The organism is Clostridium cellulovorans 743B (assembly GCF_000145275.1).
Classification (GTDB): domain Bacteria; phylum Bacillota; class Clostridia; order Clostridiales; family Clostridiaceae; genus Clostridium_K; species Clostridium_K cellulovorans.
The window spans coordinates 5,119,025-5,142,459 of record NC_014393.1 but is presented as its reverse complement, the minus strand read 5'-3'; the positions used below and the strand labels follow the sequence as shown (position 1 = coordinate 5,142,459).

The following is a 23,435-nucleotide window of genomic DNA, read 5'->3' as shown; positions in this document are numbered from 1 at the left end:
CACATAACTTGGTTATTAAAAGCACTTGGGGGGGTTCTTATGAAAATAGATAGGCTATTTAGCATATTACTAATGATAATCAATAAAGAAAAGATAACAGCAAAAGAATTAGCGGAACATTATCAAGTATCAGTTAGAACTATTCAAAGAGACATTGATACCTTAAGTATGGCTGGTATACCTATCTACGCAGAAAGTGGAAAGAATGGTGGCTATCAATTACTTGAAGGTTACAAGTTAGACATGAACTTTTTGAATACTAAAGAAGCAAAGATAATTAGGGCTATTCTGGATAACTTAGAGAAAATAGCACCTTATTTGGATATGAAAACTATATCTAACAAGTTTTCATCAACGCATTTACTAGATAATCAAGATAATAAACTTATAATGAAATTAAATCCTTTAATTAATGAGGAAAACTTGAAAAAACACTTGGAGTTAATAGCGAAAGCTCGAGATAATTATCACAAGATTTGTATGAAATATGTTGATATGAATTTCCAAGTTACAGATAGGATCATTTGTCCATATACATTAGTGATGATGGGAACAGTTTGGTATGTATATGGGTACTGTGAGTTACGTGAAGACTTTAGAATATTTAAGCTTAGTAGAATTATTGAGTGCATAATATTGAATGAAGAATTCGTTGTAAAGGAAACACCTAAGCCAGCACCTTGGGATAGTAATTTAGATTCTAGCAGTGAAAATACCAAGGTTGTTTTAGAAGTTGATAGAATTTTGCAAGGGAAGATTGCAGACTATGTTGATTACAAAGATTGTATAATTGAAAATGATAAGATAATAGTTACTCTAAACTTTCCTATTGATGAATGGTTATATTCATTTATTTTTGGACTAGTTCCATACGTTAAAATCCTAGAGCCTACTTGGTTAAGAGTTGAATTCATTAAAAGACTTAATTTGGCTATGAAAAAAAATATTCTATGACATAATGGTGTCATAGAATGGGGTTTAAAATTATCATATAAGGATAATTAAAGATTAAGAATTAAGTACTTATTTAATGGAGGAATGTTAATATGAATATTTGTCAAAGCTGTGGAATGCCAATGGAGAATCAGGAGTTAAACGGAAAGAATAAGGATGGATCAGTTAATACAGAGTATTGTGTATATTGTTACCCCAACGGTGAATTTAATAAACCTGATGAAACACTTGAAGAAATGGTTGAAACATGTGTGCCTTTCTTGGTGAGGGAAGGCTTTACAGAAGAAGGAGCTAAAAAACATTTGGAGAGTACTCTTAAAAGCCTTAAAAGGTGGGTTTAGTTATTTTTCACAGTTATATTTAGTTTAAAGAAAAAAGTACCCTGTAATATAGCCATAGTCTTATTTCTATGTCTATATTACAGGGTACTTTTTACGCTTATTAAAATCAATAAAATATTAAATTAGCAACATCCACGTTCTGAGTAAGTATACTTTGCAGTAGAGGTATCGCCTTTCCAATATTGACCTAAAGTCATCATTGAATATGCTATACTTGCAGCTGAACCTGAGTAATCTCCTTTACCTTCACCACTTACATTTATGAATTCTTCGTTGATTTCTCCAACTTGCATGTCTAAATCTAAATCTGATAAGTTAAGTTTTTTTAAATCTCCCATTTTAATTCCTCCGATATATTTTTTAAATTAAATTGTTTATATTTTATTTATAGGTACTTTGTAAAATCTGTTTACTATTCCGATTAACAACATCCACGTTCTGAGTAAGTATACTTTGCAGTAGAGGTATCGCCTTTCCAATATTGACCTAAAGTCATCATTGAATATGCTATACTTGCAGCTGAACCTGAGTAATCTCCTTTACCTTCACCACTTACATTTATGAATTCTTCGTTGATTTCTCCAACTTGCATGTCTAAATCTAAATCTGATAAATTAAGTTTTTTTAAATCTCCCATTTTAATTCCTCCAATATATTTTTTTAAAATTAATCTTGCTTACATAATGTATTTTACAGTAATCAATTGTTCTTATATAAAAACTGTAGTAAGAAATTATAAAAAGGTATTAATCGTAAAAATAATATTTAAATGAATACGAAAATTATTCGTGAAATACAGTGAATATGATATATAGTAATTAACAAGGTAAGTAACAGTATTGACCAGGTAGTGTAAAGAGGATGTAATTAAAATGATTTTAATCATTTTAATTACATCCTCTTTATAACCTAAGTGATATCACAATTAGCAACATCCACGTTCTGAGTAAGTATACTTTGTAACAGGACGATTGGTTTTAATGAATTGAATAAAATTTAACGATGAATTGATTACACTTGGAGATCCAACCAAGTCTAACTTTCCTTTAGAGTCACCACCTAAATATAAGAATTCTTCGTTATTATCTCCTATTTGGAAATCTAGATCTAAATCTTCTAAAGTAATTTTCTTTAAACTTCCCATTTTGACTCCTTTCAATATATATATAATAAATAGATAATTTCAATCTTAATTGATTCATTTACATAAGTTATTTTATAATAATCAGCTTTGTTTAAATGAAAAATATAATAATGAAATAAAAATAAGTATTAGATGTAACAATGTTATAGCAAAGGATGCGAAAATTACATAATAAAGTACGGAAATTAGTTGTGTATAAAAGTTCGCTAGGATTGGTTTCACTTGTAGATCATAGTGGTGGCTGTGAAAGCAGGTTAGCTACTGAAATGAGATTATTGTAAGAAGTGATTTTGAAACCGATGTAGATATTTTATGATTTAAAGCATTCAATTACAGGTAAAGAAATACATGATTTCTTAGATTATTTATTAGCATAAGGAAATCTATACAGTTATTAGTTGTAAGTAAGTGCGAATTAACAAAAATGAATAATACACGAGTAGTAATTAATATAACTTTGCATACAGTAGTAATTTTGCCACTAATATTACAAATCTAATTAATAGTTTCACAGATATAATATTATTTATATATGAAGATTTTAGGATAATATTTTTCTTTGAAAAAGTATTACTATATAAGTTTCAATAATGCTAATACACAAAGGTATATGTGAAATCCAAATGAATGTAGATTATTTATTGGAGCAATTATATATAAGACTTAAGGAATCAATGAAGAAGATTAAAAATGAAATATATAATTTAGTAAAGGAGAAGCTATGAATATTGCATTTTTTACTCATTCAACTTATAGCCATAATTTAACTACGAGACCGCTTATTGATACATTAAAGGGAACAGAAAATGAAGTTTATGTATTTGTAGATAAAAAATTAGAGTATATGTATAGTGACGGAGATTATAAAATTGTTTTTTATCCAGAAGTAATTGAAGAAGAAAGTAGAAAGATATATTTAGAATATGGAAAATACTTTGTAAAAGATTATTCTCAAGTTGCAAAGCATATTGATGAATTACTAGAGGATGTAGAAAAGCCTTTAGAATATGTGTTGAAGTGCGACAAAGTTGCCAAGGAATATCTAATGGAGACTATTAAAGAATTAGATATAGACATAATTGTTAGAGATACTTGTGTTACCTTTGGAAGAATGATTGGTGAAGAATTAAATATTCCTATCATTGGTTATTCAACAGGAATAATGTATTATGAAAAACACTTTGAAGATAACTTGAGAGAAAACTTAAGTATTTGTTACGGTTGGGAATTAAGTCACTTTTCAGATCAAGAAATTGAAGAATTATATAAGAAATGTCAAGAAAGTATTAAAGCTTTATGTGATAAATACAGTATAAGTAAGTTACCTCTATTCTACCTATTTGACCCAGGCGAAAAAATAAATGTTAGTTTTGCAAATAAGAAATTGCAACCAGCAATTGGTGAATACAAAGGAAAAGAATACAAGACACTGACACCTAAATTATTTATGGATGGAGATACTAATGAGTATAATAGCAAAGAAAAACTTATATATGTTGCGACAGGAAGCATAGCGAGTCATGGTTTAGAATTTTACAATAAAGTTATAAATGATTTTAAGGATAGTGAATATAAGGTCATAATATCTTTTAAACATGCAGATGAAGACTTTATTGAGAAGAAAAATATACCGAGTAATATTGAGTTTCAAAAGTTTCCTGACCAAAAAGAAATACTTAAGCGAGCATCATTATTTATAACGCATGCGGGGTATAACAGCATGATAGAAGCTGTTAAATACAATGTTCCAATGATTGCGTATCCCTTTGTTAATGATCAACATCCAAATGCAAACCTAATTAATGAGTTAGGACTAGGTGTAGGTATAAAAATAAATAAGATAAATGAAGTCAATTTAAAGAAATTGTCGGAATTCCTTATAAACAACAATGATATAAAAAACAATATAAAAATAATTAAAAAAGATTTTAGTAATAATATATCGTACGAAGAATTCAATAGAATTATTGGAGTTTAGAAATTATCGTGCTGGAACTTAAATTTATTGATAAAGGATTTTGATTAATTTAATACATGAAGATATCAGTAATTTTCTAGTTAAGTAGAAATGTGGTTAATTGGGTTTAGCTATAAGGAATAAGGACAAACAGTTTGCCTAATAAGAATAGGGGGGAATATATTATTTGTTAAGCTGTGAATTAAAGGAACAAGTGGAAAAGGTAATTATAGATTTGGGTAAAAAATTCTCAAGTTTAGAATATATAAAAAATCAATTATCAAAGAATAGTAGTATGAATCAAGAGTTATTATTTGCTCTACCATCTATAAACATACTAATGGGGCAGTTAATAAAACAATATGATGAAGACTTATTTAAAATTAGTGCACATAATAATATAGTTCTTTTAAATGGTAGAATATCTGAATATTGTAATGATATATCATCATTTTATGGTTATTCATTAATTGGATTTAGTACTTTAGCTATATCTAATAATAAGAACCTATATAAAAATTTCCTTGAAGGCTTAAATAAATATATTGTTATTGGTGTAAACAACATAGTCAAACAAGAAGAGTTAATTTCTATGCCAGTCTGTGAATGTATAAATGGATTAGCTGGTATAGGTCGTTATTTATTAGAATTCAAAGAAGTATCAAGTGTATTGGAAGCGATTAAAGGGATATTAATTTTTCTAATCAAGCTAACTAAAAAAAAGATTACTGCTAACAAATATGAAGTTAGGAAATGGTTTATAGAGTATGAAAGCCAGTCAGAAATAGAAAAGAAGAATTACAGTTATGGACATACTAGAATAGGAATGGCACATGGTATAGTTGGAATATTGTCACTATTGGCTATAGCAAAAATTCAAGGTGTAGAGGTAGAGGGTCAAGAGGAAGCAATTAAGGATATTCTCAGCTATTTATATAAATTTAGAATAGAGGAAAAAGGACTAGTATATTGGCCATATAAAGTAGGAATAGAAGAAAGACAAGGAGCAAAAGATGCAGTAAATTATATGCCAAGCTGGTGCTATGGCAGCGGTGGAATAGCTAGAGCAATTTATCTTGCTGGTAAAGCTATAGAAGATGATTATTATATAGAAGATTCTATAAGTTGTATAAGGAAGTTTTGTGCCCTTGATATTGATAAATTAGGATTTATATCTCCAACTTTTTGCCATGGTTACTCGGGCTGGCTACATATAGTAAATTTGTTTTATAAAGACACTGGGGAGAAAGAGTTTGAGCCAGTAATTAATAATTTAGCAAGTAGGATATTAACATATTATAACGAGGATAATCCTTTGGGTTTTAAAAACTTAGAATATGATGATAATCTGGAAGTTATTGAAGAAGATCACATCTCTTTCGTAAGAGGTACAGTATCTGTATTACTGCCATTGTTAGGATTGATAAATGATAAAAAAGACAATGAGTGGGATCATATATTTTTACTAAATTAGCCCAATTATATTAGTGTAATAAGTTACTTTACAAACAGATAAGAATGATTATTGGAGGTGGAATAAGGTTGGATTTTTTTAGAAAAAATTACATGTGCATAAAACAACATGATAATAAGGATTGTGGAATAGCTTGCTTAGCAACTGTTGCAAGACATTATGGCTTGAATATGCATTTGTCTAAAATAAGAGAACTCAGTGGAACTGACAGTGAAGGTACTACTGTATATGGAATATTAAAGGCTGCAAAGGAAATGAAATTAAAGAGCAAAGCCGTTAAAACAGAGGACCTTGATGATATTTTTGGACAGTTCCCTAAGCCTTCCATTGCACATGTGGTAATGGAAGGTTCATTAATGCATTATATCGTAGTTCATGAAGTATCAGAAGATAAAATAATAATAGCAGATCCCAGTAGAGGAATTGTTACATATACGCCAGAGGAATTTTATAAAATTTGGACAGGGATAATGATTTTATTGGCACCATCAGAATATTTTGAACCTAAAAACGAAGCGAGTGGAGTCTTAGCAAGTTTTGTTAGTGTATTAAAGCAGCAAAAATTAATTTTAGCAAAGATATTCATGTTATCATTATTTGTTACAGTATTGGGTATTTTTGGGTCGATGTATTTTCAGTTCTTGATTGATAATATATTGCCTATTAATTCGAGAAAAAGTCTTGGTCTGCTATCGATGTCAATTGTTTTTTTGATGATATTTAAGGAAGTAGTAAGTTATTTTAGGAATATTTTGTTGGTGAAATTGGCCACGAACATCGATTCAAAAATCTTATTGGGATACTATAAGCATGTTGTAGAATTGCCTATGAATTTTTTTGAGACGAGGCAAGTAGGAGAAATTCTTTCTAGATTCAATGATGGTGGTACTATAAGAGATGCATTATCATCTGCAACATTAACATTAATGATAGATTCTATAATGGCTATAGTTGGTGGATTTATTTTATATAGGCAAAGTCACATAATGTTTTTTGTGTGTTTTATACCTATAGTAATATATTTGGCTCTTGTAGCTATTTTTAAACGACCTATAGAAGAAGAAAGCAGAAAATATATGGAGAGCAATGCTAAGTTGGATTCCTATTTAGTTGAATCATTACATGGGGCAGAAGTAATAAAGTCTTTTAATGGAGAAAGTATAGTTGCAGGTGAAACTGAGAAGAGATTCATGAAATTTATAAATAGCATTATAAAGCTTGGATATATCGAAAATTTACAAAGTTCATTTAAAAATTGTGTACAATCTGTTTTTTTAATACTTATTGGATGGATAGGTGGAATACTTATATTAGATCAACAATTATCCATAGGTATGTTAATTAGTTTTAATGCATTGCTAATATATTTTATTGGACCTATAGAAAGAATAATTAACTTACAGGGTACATTACAAAGTGCTATGGTTGCTGCAGATAGGCTTGGGGAAATATTAGTCCTAAAAAAGGAAAAGGATAATGAAGAAGAAAAAAAGATAATTCCTGAAAGTCTATATGGTGATATCCAATTTAAGGATATATATTTTAGATATGGTGCAAAGCAATTGATATTGAAAGGAATTAATCTAAATATCAAAGCAGGAGAAAAAATAGCATTTGTGGGTGAAAGTGGATCAGGAAAAACTACTCTTGTTAAGTTATTGATGAATTTCTATGACTTCGAAAAAGGTGATATATCAATAAGTGGTTATGATATAAAAGATATAAGTAAGGAAAAATTAAGAGATAGAATAGCATATATATCACAGAGTTCCTTTTTCTTTTCAGCAACTATAAAGGAGAATTTCTTATTTTCTAATCCAAATGTAACAGATAATGAAATAGTAGAGGCATGTAAACAAGCACATATACATGATTATATCGAAAGTCTTCAATTGAAGTATGATACTGTACTTGAGGAAAATGGAAAGAATTTTTCTGGAGGACAAATACAGCGTTTAGCTATTGCCAGAGCCCTTATTAAAAAGCCGGATATACTAATTATGGATGAAGCTACATCTAATCTAGATTTTATAACTGAAAAGGCAATACAAAATACTATTGAGAATTGCACAGAAAATATTACTACAATAATAATTGCACATAGATTAAGTACAATTGTTAAGTGTGATAAGATCTATGTAATTGATCAAGGTAAAGTTATAGAAGAGGGTAATCATAAAGAACTTATGGGTAAGGACGGGTATTACTCTGACCTTTGGAAAAATGGAAGTAATGAAAACATATAATAAATGTATGTAAAAGAATAAAGAATGATTTTATAATCTGAAATTCCTTGCTTCGGAAGGAAACTTTTAAAGGAGCAAGGGATTTTTTTCACACTAATGGTAAGATTAAAAATATTTTGGATAGACATTAAAATAATTTAAGCATGAAGCGAGCTTTTCTAAATTATAAAAGGATAGAGGCAAATACATGATTAATATAGTTATATATGGAATAAATACACATTTAATTAAAATTCTAAAATTAATAGATGTACATAAGTGTAATGTCATTGCAATTATAACTAATAATGAAAAAAATATAGGAAAAGAATTAGATTCTATACCGATTATTGGAGTGGAAGGAATTGAAGATTTATCATATGAATTAATGATATCAACAATTGATGATAATGTAGGCAATGATAGTAGGATAATAAATTTCAAAAAATACTATAATGATTATTATGACTTTGAAATAGGCAATTTTTTATATAAATTAAATAAAAATAGTAAAATGATAGATGGGTTTATTACAGGATTATCATATGCAGAAGTAGGAATTGATGAAGAAGTCATTAGTGGTAATGTTATAAATGCTGCGATTTCAAGTCAAGATATATTTTATGACTATGAAGTAGCAAAATATATTTTAAATAAAGATAGGTATGCAAGTCATATTAAATTTGCATTAATAGGTTTAACTTATTATAGTTTTGAGTTTGACTTATCAAAGGCGAGTATTAAAGATAGGGTATACTACTATTATCCATTTATTGGTGACATACATAATAAAGATGATTCTTTTGATAAGAAGTGTCAAGAGTTTCGGCAACTGGAAATGTTTTTAAAGAAAATATTAATTGAAGATTATAAAAATGAAATATACAAGGATATAAAAGAAGAGTGTGAAGTTGGATGGAAAAAATACATCAGTGGAAATCTTACATCACAAAAAATAGAAATGGGAAAAGAAAATGCAAAAAAAGATTCTTTAAAGAACTATCCAAAAACAGTTGCAGAAAATATAAAAATATTAAATGAATATATAGAATTTCTTAAAGAGAAAAACGTAACACCATATATCATCATTCTTCCAACTAGTAAATATTATTATTATCATTTATCAGAAAGAATTACTAATGAATTTCGATTAATAATAGAAGAAATAAGTAAGAAAAAAGATGTAAAAGTATATGATTATTTTAATAGTAACATCTTTAATGATGATGATTTTTATGATGCAGCACACTTAAATAGGATAGGTGCTAGAAAGTTTACTGAATTGATTAATTCAGAAATACTTATAAGTTAGTATACAGATTGTAATATGGTAATGTAATCAATTTAATATGTAAAAAAATAAAGTGGATATTTTTATACTTTGATCAATGTTAATATTTTTCATAATAATTTACGTTTTGAGCGGAACGAAAGGAATGATACAAAAAATGAGGATATTCGCATATGTGGGCAGTCGAAGACATAATTCAAACACTCTAAAAGTAGTTAAGAGTGTAATTGATGGTATTGTTAAAACATCTAAAGAGCTGGTAGAATATGATGTTTTTGTAGCGGAAGATTTAAAGTTAGAATTTTGTATAGGATGTGCAATGTGTTTTAACAAGGGTTTTTGTGTGCTAGATGAGAAAGATGGCTTTGATGAAATCAAAAAGAAAATGTTACTTGCAGATGTAATAATAATCGGAAGTCCTGTGTTGGCAGGTACTGTCTCTGGTGATACTAAGGTATTTATAGATAGATTGGCATATTGGCTACATTTATTTCCATTTTACGGAAAGTTAGGTATTACTGTAGTAACTGCTAGTTGCAATTCAGCAAAGGAAACGAATATGTATTTAAGTAAAATAGTAGAGTCATGGGGGTCACATTTGGCTTGTAGTATAGCATGCACAGTTGATATGCCTAATATGATAGACTCACCTATTTTTAATAATGAAACAATCCCTAAATATGCAGAGTCAATTATAAATCTAATTGAAAGAAAAAGAAGAAGTGAGTTAGTTCCATCTCAATATCAGGAGAAATATTTTTTAGCCTTGAAACAAACATATGATGTAGACATAGAATTAGATAATGCAGAGCTAAAATATTGGAGAAGTAGGGGATATATAAAATTTAATTCATATAAAGAATTAATTGACAATATTTGTTGAGATAAAAAGTTAGGTTAAAGAGCTTAAGCTATTATGTTTGGCAGGGCTATAACCTAACTTTTTATTTTCATATACCTAAGGATATGTTAAGAGGGTTACAAATTTTAACTTATAGGTATTTTACGATTAGTATATAATTTCTGCTGAAGTTATTGTAATGAGTGCAAACTTTTTATATTTAGTTTATCAAATAATATATAGAAGTATTTCTATATTATAAATAGTGAATTCATAGCAAAAATTACTATAAAATAATAGTAATTGGAGAGATAATTAGTAAAAAAGTTTCAAGGAGTAGTGTGGTATGCTAAGTGTATTTTTATGTGAAAATGATGAAATACAAAGAAATAGTTTTGAAAAGGTTATTAAAGATACTGTTTTAATAGAAGATTTGGATATTAACTTCAAATTGGCAACAAATGATCCAAATCAGTTACTCACGCAAGTTAGTAGTTCAACTACAAGTGGTATATATTTTTTAGATATAGACTTAAACTATCCGTTAAATGGATTTCAGCTTGCTGAAAAAATAAGAAGTTATGATCCTAGTGGTTTTATAATATTTATAACATCACATGCTGAGATGGCTTATTTAACTTTTGTATATAAAATTGAAGCTTTGGATTTCATAATAAAAAATAATTTCAAGATGATTAAACAAAGAATATATGAATGTATAGTAACTGCGTATGAAAGATATACATGTCCATATAATATACAAAGCAAATCTTTAAAGGTTAATTTAGGTGATAAAACCTTATGTTTTAATACAGACGAAATTATCTATATTGAGACATCAGAAAATGTTCATCGATTGATATTGCATACGAAAGAACGCAAGGTTGAGTTTTATGGAAAAATGAAAGATATAGAGCTAAGTTTATGTGAAAATTTTATTAGGATACATAAATCATTTATCGTAAACAAGAAGAAAATTAATGAAATTGATAGAGTAAATAGAATAGTACACATGGAAAATGGCGATATATGCCTGGCATCAGTTAGATTAATAAAAAACTTATACGTATAAGAAAAGTTCAATGTATTTTAATAAAGGAGAATTAATATGGATAACAAATTATATAAGGCAAGTGATTTTTTTATGTTAAGGTGTCCAAGCCTACCAATTGGAGATTATGTAGATTCATTGGCCAATGTTGACGATATGTATCAATGGGTTTTGAAAAAGTTTAATGAAGATAATATTCTCAGAGAAATAATTTTAGTCTCAAGTTCTTCATTATATGAGGCGTTGGAAAAAAAACAAGGGGATAAGGAAAAGATAGTAAGTTCATTTTTGAAGTATTATATAAGAATTACTACCAGACCAACTCCTTTTGGATTATCTTCTGGTATAACAATTGGGGAGTTTGATGAAATTGATAATATCTCTAAAATAAGTTTTAAAGGCAATAATCCAAGAGTGAAACGGGCAAGAGTAGATTCTTCCTGGCTTTTGAAGTTAGTTAGAAAGCTAGAGATGAATAAGGATATTTTACAGAAACTTAGGGTTAAGGTTTCAGGGACATTGTTAGAAAAAGGAAGTCGTATAGAGAATAAAATTGTAACGCAGTATGGACAAGAAGATAAAGATGGAAATTTTAGTACTACTATTAAGTATTCAGGTGCTGTAAAAGCAGTGCTGTATTTAGCTAAAGAGTATATAAATTTTAATGAATTAATGATGAAGTTTGTTGAAAATACATCTGAAATTGGAGAAGAAAGTATATATAAATTTTTACTAGAACTTATAGAGAAAGAGTATTTGATAACTGATTTAAGACCAATATTTAATATTAGTAATCCTTTAGGATATGTTTGTAAAAAGCTTATAGATATTGGTGTAGCAGAGGGGAACGAAATTAAAGAACTAGAAGATTCCATAGACGAATATAATAAAACAGAGGTTGGAGAAGGCCAAATACTATATAAGAATATAATATGCAGTATGGAGAAAATTTGTAGGAATGATCAATATCTTCAGGTAGATATGAGAATTTCAGAAAAAGAATGTGTAATAAGTACTGAAGTTTTGAATGAGATAGAATCTTTTGGAGAAATCTTGGGTACCTTTGGATGTAGGTATTTAGAAAAATCATATTTGAAAAGTTATAAAGGGGAATTTATAGAAAGATATAGTGAAGGACAAGAAGTTCCATTATTAGAGCTTACCGACGAGTCTATGGGAATTGGGTATCCAGCTACATATTCAAAGCCTTCAAACAAAAAAGTACTGCAGGATGAAGTTAGTGTTAACGAAGATAAAATCACTAAATTTTTTGCAATGAAAATGATGAACTTTTCTTCCATTAAGTCAAAGGAAGTTATCATAACAAAGGAAGAAATTGAAAAATTGAATTTAAATAAATCAAAGATTAATGATTTGCCTACTTCTTTTGAATTAAACTTTTTGTTGAATCAAAATAATGATGAAAGCTCAGAGGGATATGATTTAGTATTGGGAGCGAATATTGGTTCTGGACGCATTGGAAAAACCTTTGGCAGGTTTATGGACTTATTTAATGAAAGTGAAGTGAATAGAATTAAAGAGGAAGTTGATAGAGATACTGAATCACTTAGTAAAGAAATAATATATGCTCAAATATCTTCTATCCATCCAATTGAAAAATGTAGTAATGTAGTTAGTAACTTTAATTTTCTAGATTATGAGTTGCCAATAGGCGTTAATTCAAGTAAGGATGAAGAATATAAATTATCGCTAGATGATCTTGTTGTAGGAATGAGGAATGGTAAGTTCTATTTAAAATCTCGGAAAAAGAATAAAGAAGTAGTATTCTATTCCCACGACATGTTGAATTACACCATAACATATAATATTTACAGGCTATTACTAGAACTAAGTAATGACAACCAGAGTTTAACATTAATCGATACATTGCTTATGAGCAGACAAAAATTTTGGTATGTTCCAAGAATCAAATTTAATAATATAATTTTATTTCCTCAAACTTGGTTGTTAAGTTTTGATATGTTAGACATAACAACGTCAGACAAAAATTTTGAAGAAAAGTTTTATAACTGGGCAGAAGAAAATGAATTAGTAAGATATATTTATTTAGGAACTGGTGATAATCGATTGGTATTGGATATAGAAAAAAAAGAGCATGTAAGAATAATTTTTCAGGAATTAAAGAAGTCTTCTGAGCAGAAGGTTAGATTGCAAGAAGTTATTGGAGGTATCAGCAGCGGCATTACTATTGATAATAAGAGATATTGTGCAGAAATCGTGGTACCTATAATAAGAAAAGCTTATGATGAGTATAAACAGGAAAATATAGTGCCTAAACTTATAGATCAAGAAAAAAGTTATGAATATTCCGAGGAAAGAGTTTTTCTACCTTTCGATGAATGGATATATCTAAAATTATATGGTGATAAAAATAGAGAAGATGAGATAATAGGAAATTATATTAACCCTTTCGTTAAAGAGTTATATGATAAGAAGCTGATTAAAAAAATGTTCTTTATTAGATATTCAGATGAAAAGCCTCATATAAGATTAAGACTAAAATGTGTCGAAGAAAAAGAACTGGAGCTCTATAAAGAAATCAAGGATTTTCTAAATAAAATGTATAATGAAAAACTTCTGTTCAAAGTAACACAAGACACATATTTTAGGGAAGTTGAGAGGTATGGTGGCATAGAAATCTTTGATGAAGCTGAAGACATATTCAATGTGGATAGTATAATAGTTAGTGAATTATTAAAATTTAAAAATCGTAAAATGATAACTATTGATTCTAAAAATATAGCAGCAATAAACATAGTTAAGCTTATGGATGACTTTGGATTTAGTTATGAAGAGCAATTAAAGTATTTTGATAAATTAATAGAGCAAAAAGAATATCGAAAAGAATTTAGTAAAATAAGAAAAGAGTTAATGAAGATATGTAATTCAGATAACTATTGGAAAGGACTAAGAGAAACTGAAGAAGGAGAGCTTATTTATAATATTATTTCTATGAGAGAAGATAGTATTAAGAAATATAGAGTAAAACTTGAACAGCTTAATCTTGAAGGAAAGTTAACGAATACAGTAGACAATATTATTGGTGGAATAATTCACATGTTTTGTAATAGATTTTTTGGAATCAATAGAGGATTGGAAAGAGAGAGCTTAGCGTTAGCAAGACATACATTGTATTCTCTAAAATATTTTAAAAATGCGGTTAATGGATAAAGATATGAAAGTATTATTAAGAGATGAGCAAAAATTAAAGATAGAGGAGATTGTAAAAAGCCTTGATGTTTTTTACAAAGACCCCAATAATATATTAGAGGCGTACAGATATGTTTTGAAATCTGATGATTTAGAGGCAGAAATAAAAAAAATTAGTCCTAGATATGTAATTGATATAGCTAGGTTTTTAGGAGAATTATATAGTTCAGATTTAGGTTTAGTGAAAGATCAAATAAAGCAAAATTTTCATTCTATGAATAAAAATTTATCTAGTTTTCATGGGTTATCAGTTTCTTCTGGAATAGCTTTAATCATTAATTCATATAAAGATATTATAGGAATTGATGAGGATATTGATGAAGAAATATTTGAATTATTAAAAATAATGGTTAGTAGCATAGAGAAGTATATTATAACAATTAAAGATAATAAGATTATGAGATATTGTGAATGCATAGGTGGATTAGTAGGCATTGGAAGGGTCTTGTTAAGATTCAAGGACAATGCAGAAATAGATAAGACTATTCGATTAATTTTAAAGACATTGATTGATTTTGTATATATGAATAAAGTTTATAATGGAGTTGAAAGACCATCTTGGTATATTACTGATAAAGAGGAGTTTGTTCTAGACAGAGAAAGATTTCCTAATGGATACCTAAACAATGGAATGGCTCACGGAATATCTGGAGTACTTGCATTTCTTTCAATCTCAATAATAAGAGGAATTAAAGTAGAAGGACAAAGTGATGCTATAGAAATTATATTAAAAGAACTTTACAAATATAAAATCGAGAATGATAACGTTACATATTGGTTAGGGAGAATACCTTATGAGATGATTGATAAATTTGAAGAAATACCATTAGAACGATGTAGTTGGTGTTATGGTACTATCGGTATAAGTAGAGCTATATATTTGGCAGGTAAAGCTATAAAAAAGCAAAAGTATATTGATGATGCTTTATATTCATTAAAAACTATATCAAAGTTATCAATTGAAGATATGCAGTTAACTTCACCAATGTTTTGTCATGGGACGGCTGGTGTATTGGAGATATTTACATTAATGTACGATGATACTTTAGATGAAGATTTTTTAGATATAATATCTAAGCTAATTGATGAAACGTTAAAATATTTCGATGAAGAAGAACCTTTCAAATTTTATACCAGGGAAATAAGTAGTATGTCAGAGAAATATCCAATGGATGACTACACAGTGTTTGGAGGCGTTATTAGTGTTGCTCTTGTGTTATTGCAATTCATTAAGAAAAAAAGTACTGAGTGGGAATCGGTATTTGTAATAAACTAATATTGAATTTTTATTTAAAATAGGTGATATACATTTATGAACGCTTTTGTGTTAAATGTTACGAAAGAATTATTCAAATAATTTATAATGGAACTAAAATCAAATAGTAATAAACTATTAAGAGGTATTTAAAAATATAAGAGTGAGTATGAAAATTATTCGTTAACCAGTATGGAGACGGATAATTTTTTTTTAGAGATTAATAGATATTATAAGTATAGGATTTGTATAAGAATATAATGTTTAACGAGACATAATTAATATTAAGATTTTTACGAGAATATGTGATACGAGCATAAGATTTCGAATGCAGTTATTACAAAAATGAAAGCGTTTATTACTAAAAGGCTAGAAACGACACACACTTATTATTACTTACCGTCATTATGCTATTTAATAAAAATTTTAAAATAATGTGTTTTATAATTATATTGGGTGATAGATATGGAAGGAAAATTAAAAATAAAAATAAATTGGGTTGAAATATTAGCAGAAAAGATAACACAGAAACTGAACAATCATTTAAACAAAGATGGGTTAGAATTAATGAAAATGAAGTTAGGTATAGAAATAATATTAATTAATTTATCTAAGCTCATAGTAATCTTTTTAGTAGCGGCACAAGTAAATTTATTGAAAGAATCATTGTTTATGATACTAGTTTTTGCGAGTATTAGAAAAAGTTCTTTTGGGCTTCATGCACAAAATAGCATAGTTTGCACTATAACATCATTGACAATTGATGTGTTTGGAGCATTTATAAGCTATTATATAACACTAAATAATTTCATGGTATTTATAATATTCGTATTTATAAACATATGTTTATATAGATATGCTCCAGCAGACACGGAGAATCATCCATTAATAGGTAAAAAATTAAGACAAAATCTTAGAAGACAAAGCGTTACAGTGGGAATTATTCTAATGATTTTGACTTTAATAATCCAAAATCCAACAGTAAAAGCTATGATTATAATAGCTACAGGCGCACAAGTTATAAGTATATTACCGATAACATATAGAATATTAAATAGGGGGTATAAGAATTATGAGAAATATGAGAGAGGAATTAATTAAGATAGGGGATATGGTAATTGGCGAAATAGGAAATGAAGCAGTAAAACTAGGAGATCGAGCTAGAGGATTATGTCTTTTCCTTAATGTATATGAGCCAGTTATTCCAATAGAATTATTAGATGATATTGAGTAATGGTATAAAAGAGTTATAACCTAACAGCTGGTTATAACTCTTTTTAGGTATATTTAGCATGGGCAACAACCTGTGCGTAAAGATTTATATTAGATGTTATGATTGTAACAACTGATAAAGGAGAATGGAATGGGAAATGAACACAAAGAAACATTTGCTATGCTTTTTAAAAATCTTTGAAATCTAGAATTAGAGTAAGGAAAGGTGAAAAAGTTACAAATAACGAGTTTGAGAGATTTAGTTTATTAGTAAAAAAATAAGAGATATGGTACAATATAAGAGTAATAGTTAAAACTAGATATGTAAACTCGTTTAGTAGGAGAATTGGTCATATTATGGAAAAGTTATTAATGCAATTAGGCTCAATTATTCTTTTTTATACAGCTATGATTAATCTTAATTCATTCAAAATAAAGTTTAAAGAAGGTGTGCTACTGATACTTATAACAGAAGTTTTTGCAACAGCTTTATTAAATATAAATGAATTTATCGCAATAATACCTATCTTTGCTGTTGGAGCTATATACATATATTGGAATAGCAAAAGTTTTGTTAGAAGTGTATCTATTCCATTAATATCATTAATAATAATGATATTGTCAAATAATATTGTCGGAATCATTGCATTTAAAGTATTTGGCTTTGATATTAGTATGGTAAGAAATAATTCAATGCTATATTGGTTTTTGATTTTTATTGGTTTAGTATTAATCTTCATAATAACAAAAGTGTTAGGAGTATTTATAAATAGAAAATTAAATATATCTAATTTAGAATTAAGGGGAAGCTTTGCGATACTAATTATTGTAAGTCTAGTTTTAGCAATAGTAATATTTTATGCTAATTTAGTTCTCGAATCAAAACTAGATTCGGGATTAGAGCGTGGCATAATGAATGCAATACTATTTATGGCTTATTTTGTTTTACTAATAATAATCATGTATATACTCATTATCAATATAAACAAGGAGATGGACTTTAAAAGTAAGCAAATACAATTTAAAAGTTTACAGGAATATACGGACAAAATAGAAAAGTTATATACAGATATGAGAAGTTTTAGGCATGATTATGTTAATATACTTTCTTCTATGATCGGTTATATAGAAGAAAAAGATATTGATGGGTTAGAGAAATATTTTAATGAGAAAATACTCCCATTAGGAAAAGGAATGGAGTCAAAGAATTTTAGAATAGACCTTTTGAAAAATGTTAAGATAGTAGAAATCAAAGGGATTTTTTCTTCAAAGTTGATTAGAGCTCAAGAAATTGGAATAGATGTGTTTATAGATATTGTAGAGCCTATTGAGGAAATAAATATGGATGTCATAGATTTAAGCAGAGTTATCGGGATAGTTCTTGATAATGCCATTGAAGCATCAGAAAAGTGTGACAAGCCATTGGTAAAAGTTGCCCTTATAAATAAAAAAAGTTCAGTAATTATAGTGATAATTAATAATTTTGTTGAAGAAGTACCTATATATAAAATGTATCAAAAAGGATTTTCCACAAAGGGAGAAAATAGAGGGTTAGGATTATATAACCTGAAGGAAATAACTGATAAGTATAAAAACGTACATATGGAAACAATTGTGGAAAATGGCGAATTTAAGCAGGTTTTTGAAATAACAAATAAATAATATGTATGAAAAGTGGTGAATTAAGTGTGTTAAGCATATTTGTATGCGAGGATAATAAGGAACAAAGAGAAAGGATTACAAAAGCAATTGAGAATATAGTTCTAATTGAAGAGCTTGATATGAAATTAGCTTTAGCTACAGAAAAGCCAGATGACATTATAGATTTTATAAAAGAAAATAATGGAGTGGGTTTGTATTTTTTAGATATAGATTTAAAGGCGACTATAAATGGAATAGAGTTAGCTACAAAGATAAGAGAATACGATCCTAGGGGATTTATAGTGTTTGTTACAACCCATGCAGAGATGAGTTATTTGACATTTATATATAAGGTTGAGGCAATGGATTATATAATAAAGGATAATTATAGGAATATAAAAGAAAGGGTACATCAATGTATCCTAGATGCTAATAAGAAATATTCCACAAAGTCCACTGATTTGCAAAAGATATTTAGTATAAAGGTCGATGATAGGATTATAAATATCGAATATAGTAAAATTTTATTTTTTGAAACATCTTCTACAATACATAAAGTAATTGTACATGCAATGGATAGGCAAATTGAGTTTTATGGAAAGATGAAGGAAATAGAAGCAAAATTGGATAGTGGATTTTATAGATGCCATAAATCATATATTGTTAACAAGGAAAATATAAAAGAAATTGATTTAAATAATAGATGTATTCATATGGTAAATGGTGAAAGGTGTTTAATATCAACTAGAATGTTAAAAGGTTTAATTGAATAATATATATGGAATAGAGCAACAAGTCAAATATTAAAAAATAAAATTTATATATAATTAATCTTATAGTCCCCACTAGGGGATTTTTTTATTGCATTAAAAAATATATTTATAAAAGATTAGATTTATTATTAACATCTATTTAAATCCTATGATTATTATCTAAAATACAGCGATTATTACGTAAAGAAAGTTTATTTTATAATCTATGATATAGTTTTATTGAAAAAAGAACTTTCAAAAAGTTTATTATGAAGGGGGGAAAAAGTTGTTATCCAATAATGATAGTGCTAAAAAAGAATGCATAAAAAGTATACCAAAAGAAAAGCATGCTACTCATGGAATAAGCAAAATGGTAGCAAGACTTTATAAAAGTCTTCCGGATATAGTTAAAGATAAGAAAGAATTTATAACTTACTTAGTTGAGTATTTTTATGAAAATATTTTAGACCAGGATAAGATAGTTGAGTATTTCATGTTTATATTAAGGGCAATAAAATTGACTGAAAAAAATTTGTTTGATATAAAATCGAAGATTTTGAATACAGATGAACATATAGAGATAGTGAAAATAGATTCTTATCTTCTAGACGGAAGTGCTATAATTTGGTTTTCAGATGGCAAGAGCATTGTATTTAAGATGAGGGCTTTAGAAGATATTGAGAGGTTCAATTATATTATTAATTGGACTAATTCTAAGTTACCTGATAAATATAAGTTAAGCACAAGTTGTTTATTAAACTATAAAAGATACGGTTTTATAGAAAATATAGCAAATGAAATTCCCCAGGACCTCGAAGAATATTACTTTAATTCTGGACAATTATTAGCTTTACTATATATGATGGATTGTAATAAAGTTGAGAAAAAAGATATTATTTCATTAAGGAATTGCCCTTCGATATTAAACTGTACAAATTTATTTATAGTTCAAGAAGAAATATTTAATCAAGAGATTTCATCCACAGATATAGCTAAAAAAATCCTAGATTATTCTGTGTATAATATTGAATTTCTATCAGAAGATATGAGTTGCTTAGCTAAGAATTATATTAACTTAATAAAGTCTGGATACAAATATAGATACAATATTATTAGTAGTAATAAAAGTCAGTTAATAAAGATAATTAATGAGCTATTTAAGGGTGATCATTTAATCTTATCTCATATGATTCCCAAAATTTATAATTTTACGGAAAATGATTTAAAGCAACAATTATATTTTTTAGATGTACGTTTTGTGCAATTTAAGTATCAGGATAGTAATTTTAAATTCTTAGTCGGTGATACTTATGATAATCTCAATAAAGAAGAACTAAAAGAAATTGCTATTAAGTTAGGTGATTATATAATACAAAAAAGTATTATTGGGGTTGAAAATTCATTGACTACTAGGTCATGGATAACTGATGTAAAGCTGGGGAACAAGTTGGAATTATCACATAAATGTAATAGTATAAGTTACGGGACTTGTGGAATAGCTATTTTCTTATTATATTTAGGGGTTGTAACCCAAAAAGCATATTTTATAGCTGCATCTATTGAGTCTATGAGAAAAGTAATTTATGCTATGAATAAAAAATCTATTGAAAACCATACACTTAGAGAGAGTGCTGAAGTAACCTATACGCTTCTAAAAATATATATGATAACTAAAGATGAATTCATAAAATCTTCAGTTATAAAAATAAGTTCATTGGCTTTCTCCATACTAAGTAATAGCACAGATAAGTTGGAATTAGAAGATATGGAAGCATTCACTATAATTTTACTAGCTATATATAAGGAGAAGTTAAGCGATTTTAATATAAATAGAGTATTTAAAATAGCTGACTTATCTTATAACAAAGTATTGGGATTCTGGAAAAATGAGGTGTGCAAGAACAGCTTGAATTATGATGTTAATGGAGTTGTAGTTATTTTTTCAATTCTCTTATATATCAAAAAGAACGCTGTAATTGAACACGAAATTCAACAATTGCTTAAAATTGAGAGGAGTATAGGGTCTAAGAAACAATGTAGAAAAAAAGAGACATATAAAAAAGTCTTAATTAGTAGGAGTATCTTAAAAGAATATGGTTACAACGATGGATTGATAGTACAGGAATTAAATGAAACCATAAAGTATATTATAGAGAAGGAATTTGGAAACGGTACTTATTATAATAGGGATATAGAGAATATTGAATTAGTGAGATATGCAGCTAGTAGCTTAGAAGATGATGTCTTAATTAATAGTTGTAATAGTAATTTAAATAGGTTGGTAAAAGAAGACCTTATAGAAAACATAAAAAAGCAGATAAAATTTGAAGATAGACCTCTGTCTTTTAAGTATGGTACAATTGGGCAAGGCTATAGATTAATCAGAATATATAATGAGGATATAGTGCCACAAATATTGTTTATATAATTTAGAATTTAACTGTAAAAGTATTAAGTTTGCTCCAGCTTGCTATAGTTCAATTTCTTAGAGTGGAGTAAGGCAATTTATAAAAGGATTTTAATCTTAGATGTAATTCTAGATTAAAGTTCCTTTTGTACTATCTTCTAATAAGCTTTTGATAGGATAGGTCTTAACTCTAAGGTTTTCTAATTAATAAGGTTGTTTACAGTTGATGGCTTGATACTAGACTAATAATACACTGTAACAAGATACAAACTAATGTAAGTGTTTACATATATTAAATATAATTACCTTTAGAGATTATTTTGGAATATAACTAAGGTAATCTAATTAATAGTAAATAAAGCATAAGACTTTCATTGACTTTGACGTGGTGTCGCACTTTATACTTTTAAATAAGGAAGGAGGAGTTAATAATGGAATTAAAAACAATTAGCGAAGTATCGAAGACTTTTAATATATCTACAAGAACGCTGAGGTACTATGAACAAATAGGACTTATAGATAGCACGAAAAAAGAGGGGTACTCTTATCGGGTCTATGATGAAAAGGCGATACTGTCTCTTCAACAAGTTCTAATTTTGAGAAAGTTGCGAATTCCCTTAAAGCAAATTAGAGATATACTCAGTAGCGAAGATGCTATTATGGCTATTGAAGTCTTTAAGCAGAATATAAATCAGTTGACGGATGAGATATCAGCATTGACAACAATTAGAGAAATACTAAATAGTCTTGTTGAGAAACTTCAGTTGCAAGGAAAACTCAGACTAAAATTAGATTTGCTTAGTGATGATTCCATACTTAACATAGTATCCTCCTTAACTCTACAAAAAAGCAACCTTAAGGAGGAACGGTCAATGGAAGAATTAAATAAGGCGACAGAAAGTTTGTCGACACTAAAGAATGTTAGGATTATTCATTTACCACCATATACAGTAGCATCAAGTCACTATATTGGGGAAAATCCTGAAGAAAATGCCGGCAACCAGCTAGAGAAGTTTCTAAAGGACAGCAATTTGTATAATATCAAACCAGATGCTCGTGTATTTGGATTCAATCATCCAAACCCATCAAGTGAAAGACAATATTATGGATATGAATTATGGGTAACGATTCCTGAGGATATGGAAGTACCTGCACCACTTAAAAAGAAGCATTTTGAAGGCGGAATGTATGCAGCTCATTCGATTATTTTTCCCAATTTTCATGAGTGGGAATGGGTATCTAACTGGGTGAATATAAATAATCCTAAATATGAAGCTAATTATGCTGTTGATGGAGAACAATGTATGGGTGGATTACTTGAAGAACATTTAAATCATGTATATAACTCAAATTTTGATTGGCCAAAAGACAGGGAACAGCAAATAGATTTATTGTTCCCAATAAAATTCAAGACACAAGAATAGATAATAAATAAAGACATATAGTCATCGTATCTTCCCTTTTATAATAGTAATTATGAATTATAAAGGGGGAGTTTTTATGTTTCATAATGAAAGCAAAAGTGAAGTTGATTTATATAATTTGATTTTTACTTAATTAGTGGTAAGTAATCTGATTTTAGGTAATTGTTTTAGCTGGTATATAATGTACAATTAAAGTAATAAATTCCAGAGAGAAATTTATTATAAAATTATAGTA

Annotated in this window: 19 protein-coding genes; 16 read left to right on the top strand and 3 right to left on the bottom strand. The window is 27.9% G+C overall.

Features of this window, described 5'->3' with window-relative positions; all coding sequences use genetic code 11:
• The first annotated feature begins 39 nt into the window (after positions 1-39).
• Both CLOCEL_RS21300 and CLOCEL_RS21295 read left to right on the top strand, forming a co-directional pair.
• On the top strand, positions 40-954 hold the full coding sequence (locus tag CLOCEL_RS21300; protein ID WP_010074283.1) for a helix-turn-helix transcriptional regulator: 915 nt from the start codon (positions 40-42) through the stop codon (positions 952-954).
• A 92-nt stretch (positions 955-1,046) separates the two neighbouring features.
• Complete coding sequence (locus CLOCEL_RS21295; RefSeq protein WP_010074282.1) at positions 1,047-1,295, top strand: zinc ribbon domain-containing protein; 249 nt, start codon at positions 1,047-1,049, stop codon at positions 1,293-1,295.
• 122 nt (positions 1,296-1,417) lie between these two features.
• On the opposite strand, the gene CLOCEL_RS21290 is transcribed toward CLOCEL_RS21295, so the two are convergent.
• From CLOCEL_RS21290 to CLOCEL_RS21280, 3 genes are all read right to left on the bottom strand, one after another.
• Positions 1,418-1,633 (bottom strand): hypothetical protein, encoded by a 216-nt coding sequence (locus CLOCEL_RS21290; protein ID WP_010074281.1) that lies wholly within the window; start codon positions 1,631-1,633, stop codon positions 1,418-1,420.
• Positions 1,634-1,716: 83 nt separating this feature from the next.
• The gene (locus CLOCEL_RS21285; protein WP_010074281.1) at positions 1,717-1,932 is read right to left on the bottom strand and encodes a hypothetical protein; all 216 of its coding nucleotides are present in this window, start codon (positions 1,930-1,932) and stop codon (positions 1,717-1,719) included.
• Positions 1,933-2,220: 288 nt separating this feature from the next.
• Positions 2,221-2,439, bottom strand: coding sequence for a hypothetical protein (locus tag CLOCEL_RS21280; protein WP_010074280.1), 219 nt, complete (start codon positions 2,437-2,439; stop codon positions 2,221-2,223).
• Between the two features lie 721 nt (positions 2,440-3,160).
• On the opposite strand from CLOCEL_RS21280, the gene CLOCEL_RS21275 reads away from it, so the two are divergent.
• From CLOCEL_RS21275 to CLOCEL_RS21215, 14 genes are all read left to right on the top strand, one after another.
• Complete coding sequence (locus CLOCEL_RS21275; protein WP_010074278.1) at positions 3,161-4,417, top strand: glycosyltransferase; 1,257 nt, start codon at positions 3,161-3,163, stop codon at positions 4,415-4,417.
• A gap of 166 nt (positions 4,418-4,583) precedes the next feature.
• The gene (locus CLOCEL_RS21270; protein WP_010074277.1) at positions 4,584-5,870 is read left to right on the top strand and encodes a lanthionine synthetase C family protein; all 1,287 of its coding nucleotides are present in this window, start codon (positions 4,584-4,586) and stop codon (positions 5,868-5,870) included.
• Positions 5,871-5,938: 68 nt separating this feature from the next.
• Positions 5,939-8,116, top strand: coding sequence for a peptidase domain-containing ABC transporter (locus CLOCEL_RS21265; protein ID WP_010074276.1), 2,178 nt, complete (start codon positions 5,939-5,941; stop codon positions 8,114-8,116).
• A 187-nt stretch (positions 8,117-8,303) separates the two neighbouring features.
• Positions 8,304-9,407, top strand: coding sequence for a hypothetical protein (locus CLOCEL_RS21260; protein ID WP_010074275.1), 1,104 nt, complete (start codon positions 8,304-8,306; stop codon positions 9,405-9,407).
• Between the two features lie 136 nt (positions 9,408-9,543).
• Positions 9,544-10,269, top strand: coding sequence for a flavodoxin family protein (locus tag CLOCEL_RS21255; RefSeq protein ID WP_013291976.1), 726 nt, complete (start codon positions 9,544-9,546; stop codon positions 10,267-10,269).
• Between the two features lie 304 nt (positions 10,270-10,573).
• On the top strand, positions 10,574-11,299 hold the full coding sequence (locus CLOCEL_RS21250) for a LytR/AlgR family response regulator transcription factor (protein ID WP_010074273.1): 726 nt from the start codon (positions 10,574-10,576) through the stop codon (positions 11,297-11,299).
• A 36-nt stretch (positions 11,300-11,335) separates the two neighbouring features.
• Positions 11,336-14,470, top strand: coding sequence for a lantibiotic dehydratase (locus CLOCEL_RS21245; protein ID WP_010074272.1), 3,135 nt, complete (start codon positions 11,336-11,338; stop codon positions 14,468-14,470).
• A gap of 4 nt (positions 14,471-14,474) precedes the next feature.
• Positions 14,475-15,785: a lanthionine synthetase C family protein gene (locus CLOCEL_RS21240; protein WP_013291975.1), complete on the top strand. Its 1,311-nt coding sequence runs from the start codon at positions 14,475-14,477 to the stop codon at positions 15,783-15,785.
• Between the two features lie 444 nt (positions 15,786-16,229).
• Entirely contained in the window at positions 16,230-16,865 is a 636-nt protein-coding gene (locus tag CLOCEL_RS21235; protein ID WP_010074270.1) for an accessory gene regulator ArgB-like protein, read from the top strand.
• Complete coding sequence (locus CLOCEL_RS23380) at positions 16,837-16,998, top strand: hypothetical protein (RefSeq protein ID WP_010074269.1); 162 nt, start codon at positions 16,837-16,839, stop codon at positions 16,996-16,998. The genes CLOCEL_RS21235 and CLOCEL_RS23380 overlap by 29 nt, the downstream gene beginning before the upstream one ends.
• A 335-nt stretch (positions 16,999-17,333) precedes the next feature.
• Complete coding sequence (locus CLOCEL_RS21230; protein WP_010074268.1) at positions 17,334-18,638, top strand: sensor histidine kinase; 1,305 nt, start codon at positions 17,334-17,336, stop codon at positions 18,636-18,638.
• Between the two features lie 26 nt (positions 18,639-18,664).
• A complete protein-coding gene (locus CLOCEL_RS21225) occupies positions 18,665-19,390 on the top strand; it encodes a LytR/AlgR family response regulator transcription factor (RefSeq protein WP_010074267.1) in 726 nt (241 codons plus the stop codon).
• 265 nt (positions 19,391-19,655) lie between these two features.
• Positions 19,656-21,797: a DUF4135 domain-containing protein gene (locus tag CLOCEL_RS21220; protein ID WP_010074266.1), complete on the top strand. Its 2,142-nt coding sequence runs from the start codon at positions 19,656-19,658 to the stop codon at positions 21,795-21,797.
• A 410-nt stretch (positions 21,798-22,207) separates the two neighbouring features.
• Positions 22,208-23,200, top strand: a complete 993-nt coding sequence (locus CLOCEL_RS21215; RefSeq protein WP_010074265.1) for a MerR family transcriptional regulator — start codon at positions 22,208-22,210, stop codon at positions 23,198-23,200.
• The last annotated feature ends 235 nt before the right edge of the window (positions 23,201-23,435 follow it).